Below are 11,542 nucleotides of genomic sequence, written 5' to 3'. Positions count from 1 at the left end.
CAACACCGCCAGGCGGACCCCGCCCAGCGTGGCCCACCGTTGCCGATGGCGTGCTCGCGCGGCCAACAGCACCGCCACCGCGACGAGCACGAGCGGCCAGATGATGTAGTACTGCTCTTCGACACCGAGCGACCATGCATGCTGCAATGGCGAAGGCGGAGCGCCCCGGGTGAAATAGTCGGTCTTGTCTGCGACAAACATCCAGTTGGCAACCCAGAAGAAGGCGGCGACGGCGTCATCGCGCAAGCCGGCGACGGCCTCGGGTGAAAAGAACTGCCGCCCAACCGCCACGGTCAGCACCATCAACACCAGTGCCGGGAGGAGCCGACGGGCCCGCCGAATCCAGAAGTCGCCCAGGTCAATACGGCCCCTACGGCCGAGTTCCTCAAGCAGTAGCGATGTGATCAGGAAACCGCTGAGCACAAAAAACACGTCGACGCCGAGGAATCCGCCCGCCATCCCGGGAATGCCGCCGTGACCGGCGAGCACCAGCGTGACGGCCACAGCGCGCACGCCATCCAGCGCGGGAATGCCGGGATGGCGCGACCGTCCATCACCGTCGTTACTAGTGGTGGAGGCCAGCCGACCCATATGCGGCGGAGCTACCCATCGACGCCGCCGAGCACAGCGAACCGGCGCGGGGTAAACCCCGGCCGGTCCCATACTCACCTCTTTAGTGCTCCGACCGCTCGCCTGGCCGGTGCTGTCGTTGCCGCCGATACGTCGCTGCCCCTCCCTGCTGATCAGGAGTCAGTTTAGGTGCGGTCAGACCGCATCAGGGGGAGGACACGACGCTGCGGCAGCCGAAATATGCTGCTACGCCGTGCCGTGGGCGAATTCCGATGGGCGGCGCCTGATGCCATTTCGGCTTTAGAGGCCGGCGAAATCGATGATCCCGCGAATGTTGCGTCCTTCGCGCAGGTCCGCGAACGCCTCGTTGATCTGGTCCAGCTGGTAGTGCCGGGTGACCAGCTCGTCGAGCTTCACAACGCCGGCCTGATACATCGACAACAGCTTTGGCACGCTAGTGCGCGGATTCAAGCCGCCGTAAAGAACTCCCTTGAGTTGCTTGGAAGAGAGCACCATCTCCTGCAGGATCAGCGGAACCAGGGGCTCACTGTACGGGGTGATGCCGGTGGCGACGCACGTCCCGCCCTTGCGAAGCAGTGTCATCGCCAACGCGATCAAGTCCACGTGCAGAACCCCAGGAGTCAATATGACGCGGTCGGCCATCACGCCCGCGGTGATGTCTTTCACCAGTGGTATCGCCTCCTCAGCGGAGGCGACGGCATGCGTGGCGCCGAAGATCTTGGCAGAATCCCGTTTGTACTCAACCGGATCCACCGCGACGATATAGGTTGCGCCGGCTGCACGCGCTCCTTGCAGGGCGTTCATTCCGACACCGCCGGTTCCGATGACGACGACGGTGTCGCCGGGCTCGGTGCCCGCCGAGACCGTCGCCGAGCCCCAGCCGGTGCTGACACCGCAGGAGACGAGTGAGGCGGCATGGAATGGGATCGCCTCGTCGATCTTGATCACAGACCTTTCCGTTAGCACCGCGTATTCCGCGAAAGTGCCGAGTTGCCCATAGGCCAAGAGGTTTTCGTTGCCGAGATGCCGGCGGCACGTTCCGTCGGTGGGCATCTCTCGCACGAACAGGCTCGCGCCGGAGTCGCAGATGTAGCTCTGCCCGTTGACACAAAACCGGCAATTCCCGCACGCGGGAATGAAGGACATCGCCACGTGATCCCCGGGCCGAACCGTCGTCACGCCCGGCCCGGTCTCTTCGACGACACCAGCACCCTCGTGACCACCGAGCAAAGGGAACCAGTCCGGTGCGGGCGTGCCGGTCGCGGCCAGCACCTCGGGGGTCGGCACCACGTCGCCGGTGATCAGATGGTCATCGGAGTGGCAAACGCCCGCAACGGCCATGCGCACCAGGACTTCACCGTCGCGTGGCGGGTCGAGCTCCACGTCGCGGATCTCCCAGTCCTCGCCGACGCCGCGCAGCACGGCGGCACGACACTTCATTAGGGCGCGTACCCCAAGGTGCTCTTCACCTCTAAATATTCGTGGAATCCGAATTCGCTCCACTCCCGACCATTGCCGCTGTGCTTGTAACCGCCGAACGCCGCGTTCATGTCGAAGGCATGGTTGATCGTCACCCAGCCTGCCCGGATCTTGCGGGCCACCTCACGCGCTTTGTCGAGGTCGGCACCGGACACATAACCGGCCAGGCCGTAGTCGGTGTCGTTGGCGATGTCCACGGCCTGATCGATATTGTCATAGCCCAGAATGCACAGCACGGGCCCGAAGATCTCCTCGCGCGCGATCGTCATGTCGTTGGTGACGTTGGCGAAGACGGTCGGCCTGACGTAGTAACCCTTGTCCAGCCCTGCTGGCCGGCCCGGACCACCCGCGACGACGGTCGCGCCTTCGTTGACCCCCTTCTGGATCAGGCGCTGCACCTTGTCGAACTGCGCCTTCGAGGCCACCGGCCCGATCGCCTCCCGATCGTCGGGGTCGCCCACCTTCACTTGCTCGGCGGTTTCCCGCGCGATGGTAATGGCCTCGGCCATACGCGAATTCGGAATGAGCATCCGCGACGGCGCGTTACAGCTCTGTCCTGAATTCGGCATCATGCTGACCACGCCGGCGCGGACGCTGTCAGCAAAGCCCGCATCGTCGAGGACGATGTTGGGGCTCTTGCCGCCGAGCTCCTGCGTCACCCGCTTCACCGTCGCAGCGGCATTCGTGGCCACGTCGACACCGGCGCGCGTGGAACCGGTAAACGAGACCATGTCGATGTCAGGATGGCTCGCCAAGGCCACACCGACGCCGGCACCGTCGCCATTGACGAGGTTGTAGACACCGGCCGGCACGCCAGCGGCATCCAGAATCTCGGTGAAAATGTAGGCCGAGAAGGGGGCCACCTCAGATGGTTTCAGGATCATCGTGCATCCCGTCGCCAACGCCGGGTATACCTTGACCGCGATCTGATTGAGCGGCCAGTTCCACGGCGTGATCAGCCCGCAGACGCCGATCGGCTCCTTGGCGATCAGTGTTGCCCCGTGCTGTTCGGAAAAGGGGAAGTTCTTCAGCACGTCGATCGCCGCCACCAGGTGACCGAGCCCGAGTTGGACCTGCGGGCCGGCTGCCAGCGAGGGTGGTGCGCCGATTTCCTCGTTGACCGCATCGGCGAGATCGCCTGCACGCTTCTGATATTCGGCGAGGATTGCCTCGAGCAGACCAAGACGCTGTTCGCGGCTGGTTTGTGACCAGTCGGCGAATGCGCGCCGTGCGGCGTTGACCGCCACGTCGACATCGGCGGCCGAGCCGAGCGAGATCTTCCCGGACACCTGCTCGGTTGCCGGATTCTCGACGTCAAAAGCATTGGGCCGCACCGGGTCGACCCAGCGGCCATCGATGTAGAACTTTAGGTAGTCGCGCATCACATTATCCTTTTCGAATCCATTGTTACTGGGTGCCTTCTGCATACCAAGTGCGGAATTCGTCATACTTGGGCATCTCCTCGGAATTGGCCTTCGGGTCGATGCAGACGTGCACGACGGCGGTCTTCCCGCTCGCGTAGGCCCGCCCGATCGCCGGGCCGATCTCGGCCTCCTTCTCGACGTACTCGCCGTGGCAGCCGAAGCCCTCGGCGACCTTGTCGAGGCGGACGTCTTTGCTCCAGTGCACGCCGGGCTGCGGCGACGGTTGGTCGAAGGTGCGCTTGTAGACGCCCACCTCCAGGCCCCACTGGTGGTCGACACCCACCACGCAAACCAGCGGAAGGTTCAGCCGCGCAGCGGTTTCCAACTCGGCGATGTGGAAAAGGAACGCCGAATCACTGGTCAGCAGCATCACAGGGCGTTTGCCGCCCTCGGCGACCGAGGCACCGACCGCATACGGCAGGCCCGTGCCGAGATGGCCGAAGTTCTGGTTCCAGATGACGTCGCGCGGTTTGGCCTGCGAGTACGTCCACTGGAAAATGACGGTTGCGCCGCCGTCGCGGACCATGATGCCCTCCTTCGGAAATGCTCGAGTGGCCTCGACGACGAACCGCGCCGGGTGTATCGGCGTCCGGCCGGTCGGCGCGTTCTCGGCGAGCTGCGCCAGCTCCGCCGCGTCCTCCTTGATCCAGCGGGCCAGGTCGTCCGACGGCGATCGCGGGCTGTCTTTCAGTGCCTCGACCAGTTGCGGCACGACCCCGCGAAGGTCGCCGACCAGGGGGATGTCGATGGGACGGTTGACACCGATGGCCACCGGATCCTGTTCGACCAGAATCCATTTGCGCTTGGCATCGTTCTCCGCCCAGTGGCGGGTCCTGCCGTAGTGGCTGGGCTCGCCGAGCTCCGTGCCGAGCGCGACGCACAGGTCGGACTTCACCACCGCCTCGACGGCCGCCGGCGAGAATCCGTAAGCGAAGGTGCGGTCCTCGAGACCGTCGATGAACGACGTGCCGCCAGAGGTCTGGATCACCGGGCACTGCATGAGGTCGGCCAACTTCTTGACCGCCGCACCGGTGCGCGAGGTGTGGACCGCGTGTCCGACCAACAGGATCGGGTCCTGCGCCGCGCGGATCAGCCTCGCCGCCTCGGCCACCTCGCGCTCGCCCGCGGTCTGGTTGACCAGCCGGTACCGGTTGGGCAGCAGCGGATCCGGGACGTCGAGCTCCTCGAGGATGACGTGCGACGGGTACTCGATGTAGGCCGGGCCGGGTGTGCCGGACATGGCCCGGCGGATCGCCTCGTGGATGATCTCGTCGGTCTGGTCGGCGTACTCGATGGATGCACTGTACTTGACGGACGCGGCGAAAAGCGGTTCCTGACGGACGAATTGGATGCGTCCGCGCCGCACCCGGCGCTCGGTGACGCGGGCGCGCTGGCCGCCGAGGAAAATTACCGGCGAGTTCTCCACTAGCGCGCACTGGATCGCGCCGGCGATGTTGGCCATTCCCGGGCCAAGTGTGCCGATGCAGAGGCCGGGGTTACCCGTCATGCGCGACACCGCCTCCGCCATGAATCCCGCGCTCAGTTCGTGATGCGGCGAGACCACGGACCAGCCGCGCGATTCCGCCTCCATGAACATGTGCACGAAGTTCGGGTCCGGGATGCCGAACAACGTGTTCACACCCTCGGCCTCGAACAAGTCAAGAATGCGCTTGTAGACGGGCACAGCCATCGTCAAAGTTCCTTTCCGTCGCGAACAGCCGCAAATTCGCCCGCTGGCAGCGGGTTTTCGGTGACCTTGCTGGCGGCACCTCCCGTTAGCCGGGGACGGCTCGCACCAAGTTCGGCGAGCACTTCTTCGGTATCGGCGCCGAGCTCCGGCGCCGGACCCGCAACGCGCCCCGGTGTCCGGGAGAACCATGTGGGTACCCCCGGGAAACGCACCGGTCCGTGCGGGGTGTCCAGAATCTCGAACATGCCGACGGCGTTGAGATGCGGATCGTCGAACAGCGCGCCGGGCGTATTCAGTGGCGCGGCGGGTATCTCGAGTTCGCGGAGCAGCGCTAACCACTCCTGGGTGGAGCGCTGTTTCAAGGTCTCGGCTACCAATCCGTAGACAGTGTCGATCTGGTCTGCGCGCTGTTCCAACGTCGAATACAGCTCACTGGCCCACGACGGCTGCACGGCGTTTATGAAAGCGTTCCAGTGCTTGTCGTTGTATATCAACGCGGCGATGTAACCATCACTGGTGCGATATGGGCGACGGTTCGGGGCGACCGTGCGCGGATACACCGCCGGCCCAAGGGGCGGATCGAACAGGGCGCCGTTGGCGTGTTCGACAAGCATGAACGAGGCCATAGTTTCGAACATGGCGACCTCGACTTCCTGCCCCTCCCCGCTACGCTCGCGGTGAAACAACGCCATGGTCGTCGCGTACAGCGCGGTCAGCCCGGCGACCTTGTCGGCCATGATGGTTCCGACGTAGTCGGCCTCACCGGTCAGTTGCTGTTGCACCGCCGGCAGGCCGCATTCTGCCTGGATCGTGTCGTCATAGGCGGGCCGGTCGCGATGGGGTCCGCGACGGCCGTACCCGTAGCAATTGGTGTAGATGATCGACGGGTTGATCGCGGCGACGTCGTCGTAGGCGAAACCGAGCTTGGCGATCGCTTTGGCGCGCATCGAGTGGATGAACACGTCCGCGGTCTCAACCAACCCGCGCAGCGCCTGCGTTCCGGCATCGGTTTGCAAGTCCAGCACGATGCTGCGCTTGCCGCGGTTGACGTTGACGAACACACCGCTCATGCCCGGCGCCGGGCCAACCGAGATGTAGCGGGTGTTATCGCCCTGTGGCGGCTCGACTTTGATCACGTCGGCACCCATGTCGGCCATGATCTGCGTGCAGTACGGCCCCATCACCATCGCGGTGAGGTCGATTACCCGGACACCGGCAAGCGGTCCCGTCCGCGTCGAGCTAGTCATGCAGTGCAGCTTGATCGCTGGAACGGTGCGCAAGTTCGAAGCTGTAGCGGATGTGCTGGCCGTGACCATCGGGCGCGACCGGAAAAACCAGCGGCGCCTCGATGTTTCGAATGCCATCCAGATAGGCGCCGACATCCTCGATCGTCCACGATGGCCGGCACACGCCCGGGCTTTCGGCAACGACCGCCCGGGCCACCCGACCCGCCAAGGCGATGAACATCTCCCCCGTCACCGAACAGGATTCGTGCGCAAGCCAACCCACCACGGGCGCAACCAGCTCCGGGCCCATCGGAGGGTAGGCCGAGGTGTCGATTCCGGCGGCCATTCGTGTCACCGCCGCCGGAACAATCACGTTGCTTCTCACGCCGACGTCGGCGCCTTCGAGGGCCGCCACATTGGCCAGCCCGATGATGCCAGCCTTGGCGGCCGCATAGTTGGCGACACCATGGTTGCCGTACAGGCCGCCGATCGACGACGTCAGCACGATTCGCCCGTAGCCGGCCCCGCCCATAATCGGAAAAGCCGGCCGCACAACGTTGAACGCGCCACGCAGGTGCACGTCGAGCACGGCGTCGAAATCTTCGTAGCTCATCTCCCGCAGTGAGCCGGGGCGGACGTTGCCGGCGTTGTGTATCAGGATGTCGAGGCGACCGTAGCTTTCGAGCGCGGTCTGGATAATCGCCTCGCCGCCTCCGCTGGTGGTGACCGACTCGGTACATGCGATGGCTTGCCCGCCGGCCGCCGTGATCTCATCGACCACCTGTCCAGCCGTCGCGGCATCCACCCCCTCGCCGGCAAGGCTGCTGCCCGGGTCGTTGACGACGACCTTCGCTCCGCGCGATGCCAGCAGTTGCGCGTATGCGCAACCTAGCCCTCGGCCGGCACCGGTCACGACCGCCACCCTGCCGTCGAATCTCAAGTCAGCCATTTGAGCTCTCAAGCACCAGACCGTGTAGGTCGCCTTTAGCACGCCATTCCTTGAGCAAGTCGTCGAACGCGTAGAAACCGGCGGAGTAGGGCTCCCCGAGAAACGAGCGGATGCCCTCTCCTCCTCCGCCGCCCTCGTTGTTGTAATAGCCTGGCGTGCAGGTCACTTCGAATGCCGAGTTGTCGATCGCGAGTTCCCGGATCGTGGTGACCCAGTTGTCCTGACCCTCCTGACTCGGTTCGACGGTAGTCGCACCACGCCTGATCGCTTCGGAAATGATGTAGGCGATGTGTTCCGCCTGCTGCTCGAACATCGCCGTGGTGTTGGCCGAAACGCCGCCCTGGAGGAAGCCGGTGTGGAACTGGTTGGGGAAGCCACGAGTGGTCATGCCGTGCAGCGTCTTGTAGTTGTCGCGCCAGTGATCGAAGAGCGACAGGCCGTCGCGGCCTTCGATCGCTTCCATCGCGTAGCGGCGGCTGATCTCGGTGGAGATCTCGAAGCCGCTGGCGAAGATCACGCAATCGACCTCGTATTCAACGCCGTTGGCGACGATGCCGTTCTCCGTGAGCCTTTCCACGCCCTTGGACTTCGACACGTCGATCAGCGTGACGTTGGGATTATTGAAGGTCGGCAGGTATTCGTCACTCGAGCACGGCCGCTTGCAGAGGAACCGGTAATACGGCTTGAGCGCTTCGGCGGTATCGGGGTCCTCGACGACGTCGGCGATCAGGCGCCGAAGCCGCTCCATGATCTTGTAGTCTTCCTCTTCGCGGATCGCCATGATCTGCTCGATGCCCAGTGACGCGGGGTCGTCGCAGGCGGCGATCCGCGCAGTCATGTTGCGTCCCAGCTCAGTCCAGAAGTCGCAAACCTGATCTGCCGCATCGAACACCACGCCCTCGAACGGCGACCATCGATGGAAATTGCGCTTGCGCTCCGCCTGCCACCCGGGTTTCAGGGACTTCACCCATTCCGGATTCGTAGGTTCGTTTCCTCGCTCGTCCACCGATGATGGTGTCCGTTGGAACACGTAGAGATGCTGGGCATCCCGACCCAGGTGGGGAACCAGCTGAACACCGGTCGCCCCAGTGCCGACGAGGGCGACCCGCTTATCGGCGAGCCTGCGCAGGCGACCGTTGGCGTCGCCGCCGGTGTAGTCGTAGTCCCAGCGCGCCGAGTGGAAGACGTGGCCCGTGAAATCCTTGAGGCCCGGGATCCCGGGCAGCTTCGGCCGGTTGTATGACCCCTGCGTCATCACCACGAAGCGGGCGCGGATGTCGTCACCGCGATTCGTCTGCAGCCGCCAGCGTTTGATCGAGTCGTCCCAGCGCACCGTGCGCACCTGGGTAGAGAAGATCGCCCCGTCGTACAGTCCGAAATGTTTGGCGATGCGGCGGCAGTGCTCGTAGATCTCCGCACCATCGGCGAACTTCTTGCTCGGCATGAAGTCGAGCTCTTCGAGCATCGGGATGTAGCAGTACGCGTCATTGTCACACTGGATTCCGGGGAAGCGATTCCAATACCAGACCCCGCCGAAGTCCCCGCCCATCTCGACGACGTGTACATCGTCGACGCCGGACTTCTTGAGGTAGGCGCCCGCCAGCAGACCGGCGATGCCACCGCCGAGAACTGCCACCTCGATGTTCTCGTCGATCGGCGTGCGTGGCGTCACCGGCGTGTGGGGATCGACCTCGGAAAATTCCGCGAAGTCGTCCTTGAGCTCCAGGTACTGCTTGGAGCCCTCCGGACGCAGCCGCTTATCGCGCTCGTGCAGGTACTTGTCCCGAAGCGCGTCGATGTCGATGTCTTGTGGGGTCTCGGTCGGCCCACAGGTGTCGAAATTCGTCATCGAATCTCTTTCGGCTCACCGGTACCCATGTATTTCGACAATTGGTAATGCAGGTTGACGGTGCTGCGTTCGCGGTACGGGTTCGGCTTGGTGCCGGGGAAGGCCAGGGACTTCATGCCCTGTTGTACGGCGGCCATGTTGGAAAAGTCCTGTGGCAACACCGAGCGCCACCGGGGGTCGCCGACCGGTGTGTACTCCCACTCCGTCTGCGGCTCTTGACCTTTTGGGTACAACTCGAACACCGACACCTCGAAGATGCACCTGTCGGGGTTATAGCTGGGGTCCGGCCGGGCGCCGTAGCACAGCGCAACCGTCAGACCCTGACCGATCTGGAAGTTCGGGAAGATCTGCCATGCGGTGCCCGCCTGCCCGAGGATGTCGGGCGGAATCGTCGGCCAGATCACGCCGCGGGCCTCGTCGTCGCGGCGCGCGGACGCGAGCCAGTGCTCGAGAACCTTGTCGGCCGGTGTGTCCTCGGGCAGCTCGTCGACCAGCCGTTTGGCGGCGTTCACCAGCGTCTCGGTGGTGGAGGTGTTCGTTTCCTCCATCGTGTAGATCTGCATCTCCGCGGTCGACACACGGGGATCGGCACCGGTGCCGAGGCGGATCTTGGACTTGGTGGCCTCCAGATCGTCCGGGGCGTCGTAGCCGATGTTGCTGTGTTTGCCCTGCGCCTTGGCCCAGCCCTTGAACTCGCCGAACTTGTTGAACTCCGGATGGGTTGTGTAGACGTGGTAGGTCTCGTTGAACGCCTCCAGCGCGACCTTCCAGTTGCAATCGAAGGACAGCCACTTGCGCCATTTGCAGCGCATGTTCTCCAGACCGAACGGGTCGAGAATCTTCGCGGCCGGAAACAGGTAATCGGCCAGCGGCTCGCAGTCGGGATCCATGTTGATCCACAACCAACCGCCCCACGTGTCGACCTTGACCGGCCGAAGGTGGGTGTTCTCGGGCGTCAGCGCACCCTGCCAGTCCTGTTGCTCGCGGATGTGGGTGCACACCCCGTCCAGGCCGTAGGTCCAGCCGTGGAACCCGCAGACGAACGACTTACGGGCGCGGCCGCGAGCGTTCTTCGCGCCCTCGGGCGTGTCGATCAGCCGGCGGCCGCGGTGCATGCAGACGTTGTGGTGGGCGTGAAATTCGTTGTCCCCGCTACGCACCACGATGATCGAGTCGTCGAGAATGTCGTAGGTCAGGTAACTGCCCACCTCGGGCAGCTCTTCGACGCGGCCAACCTGCTGCCAGACTTTCCGCCACAGCTTGTCACGCTCGGCGCGGGCGTAGGCCTCGCTGATATACGCCTCGACGCCGATCGTCATCGGTTCCGAAAGTTGCTCGGCTGCTACTGGATTCACATCTTTGGCCAGATCCGTCATCACATCCTCCTTATCGCCGCGCGGAAGGATTCGTCTTTGAGAAACAACGAGGTGTTGTCTGCATCCAAATGTGTCCATTTGAGATCGAGGCCCCCGTCAACCAGAAGCGTTTGGCCGGTGATGTAGCTGGACAGGTCCGACAGCAGGAACAGGATTGCGCCGGCGATTTCCTCGGGACGGCCGCGCCGACCCATCGCGATGGCCCGACGATCGCGCTCGGTGTCTTCATCGACGTAGGTGCGCGAGGCCGGCGTCGCGGTAATCCCCGGCGCCACCGCATTGACCCGAATCTCGTCGACGGCCAGTTCTACGGCCATGGTGCGGGTCATTGCCGCGACCGCTGCTTTCGCTGTGCCGTAGGCGATGTGGAACGGCGCGGTGTTCATGCCACTGATCGATGAGATCGAGACGATCGACCCGCGACGTTTGCGCGCCTTCAGTTCCGCGGCCATGGCCTGGCTCATGAAGAACGCGGTTTCCAGGTTTTGGGTGAATAGGTCACGCCAGTCGCTGCGGGCTACCCGGGTCGACGGCATCCAGGTCGACGGCGCGGCCCCACCGGCCACGTTGACCAGCCCGTGCAGGTCGCCGTCGGCCCGCGTCGCCTGCTCCATCGCGGCGGCCACCCCGTCGTCGGTCGAGACGTCGGCTGCCACCGGGACGATCGAGAGCCCCGCCTCGATCAGCGGCCCAACATGGTCGTCGAGATTTCCCGAGCATCGGCTCACTGCGATCACCGTCGCACCCGCCTCGGCGGCCATGCGGGTCACCGTGGTGCCGATGCCGCCGCCGCCAGCGCCGGCTACCACCACCACACGGTGGTCCAGGTTGAGCAGGTTATCGGCCACTGTCGCTTTTGTCCGGACAAAATAGGCAGATGTGCATAATTGAGAATATGATTCTCTGCAAATGGCTAGGCGTCAAGGGGTGCTGGCCCAGCCACTACAGGCTATTGTCT

The 11,542-nt window shown here is 64.2% G+C and carries 9 protein-coding genes; all 9 read right to left on the bottom strand.

All coding sequences use genetic code 11. The annotated features are described in order from the left end of the window. The coding region (locus tag WB785_RS09610) for an acyltransferase family protein (RefSeq protein WP_424078724.1) at window positions 1-591 on the bottom strand (591 nt) is incomplete at its 3' end. 279 nt (window positions 592-870) lie between these two features. Then, entirely contained in the window at window positions 871-2,031 is a 1,161-nt protein-coding gene (locus WB785_RS09605) for an NDMA-dependent alcohol dehydrogenase (RefSeq protein WP_424078719.1), read from the bottom strand. Further along, window positions 2,031-3,452 carry an aldehyde dehydrogenase family protein gene (locus WB785_RS09600; protein WP_424078723.1) on the bottom strand — a complete coding sequence of 474 codons (1,422 nt, stop codon included), beginning with the start codon at window positions 3,450-3,452 and terminating at the stop codon, window positions 2,031-2,033. The genes WB785_RS09605 and WB785_RS09600 overlap by 1 nt, the downstream gene beginning before the upstream one ends. Window positions 3,453-3,477: 25 nt before the next feature. After that, window positions 3,478-5,184: a thiamine pyrophosphate-binding protein gene (locus WB785_RS09595; RefSeq protein WP_424078718.1), complete on the bottom strand. Its 1,707-nt coding sequence runs from the start codon at window positions 5,182-5,184 to the stop codon at window positions 3,478-3,480. A 2-nt stretch (window positions 5,185-5,186) separates the two neighbouring features. Next, window positions 5,187-6,431: a CaiB/BaiF CoA transferase family protein gene (locus tag WB785_RS09590; RefSeq protein ID WP_424078717.1), complete on the bottom strand. Its 1,245-nt coding sequence runs from the start codon at window positions 6,429-6,431 to the stop codon at window positions 5,187-5,189. Continuing rightward, window positions 6,424-7,359 carry an SDR family NAD(P)-dependent oxidoreductase gene (locus WB785_RS09585; protein WP_424078716.1) on the bottom strand — a complete coding sequence of 312 codons (936 nt, stop codon included), beginning with the start codon at window positions 7,357-7,359 and terminating at the stop codon, window positions 6,424-6,426. The genes WB785_RS09590 and WB785_RS09585 overlap by 8 nt, the downstream gene beginning before the upstream one ends. Next, complete coding sequence (locus WB785_RS09580) at window positions 7,352-9,208, bottom strand: flavin-containing monooxygenase (protein ID WP_424078714.1); 1,857 nt, start codon at window positions 9,206-9,208, stop codon at window positions 7,352-7,354. Before WB785_RS09580 ends, WB785_RS09585 begins: the two co-directional genes overlap by 8 nt. Then, the gene (locus tag WB785_RS09575; RefSeq protein ID WP_424078712.1) at window positions 9,205-10,584 is read right to left on the bottom strand and encodes an aromatic ring-hydroxylating oxygenase subunit alpha; all 1,380 of its coding nucleotides are present in this window, start codon (window positions 10,582-10,584) and stop codon (window positions 9,205-9,207) included. Before WB785_RS09575 ends, WB785_RS09580 begins: the two co-directional genes overlap by 4 nt. Further along, window positions 10,584-11,432: an SDR family NAD(P)-dependent oxidoreductase gene (locus WB785_RS09570; protein WP_424078711.1), complete on the bottom strand. Its 849-nt coding sequence runs from the start codon at window positions 11,430-11,432 to the stop codon at window positions 10,584-10,586. Before WB785_RS09570 ends, WB785_RS09575 begins: the two co-directional genes overlap by 1 nt. Window positions 11,433-11,542 lie beyond the last annotated feature (110 nt).

This window comes from Mycobacterium sp. (genome assembly GCF_049585075.1).
In the GTDB taxonomy this organism is placed as follows: domain Bacteria; phylum Actinomycetota; class Actinomycetes; order Mycobacteriales; family Mycobacteriaceae; genus Mycobacterium.
This window is presented reverse-complemented; position numbering and strand designations above follow the sequence as displayed.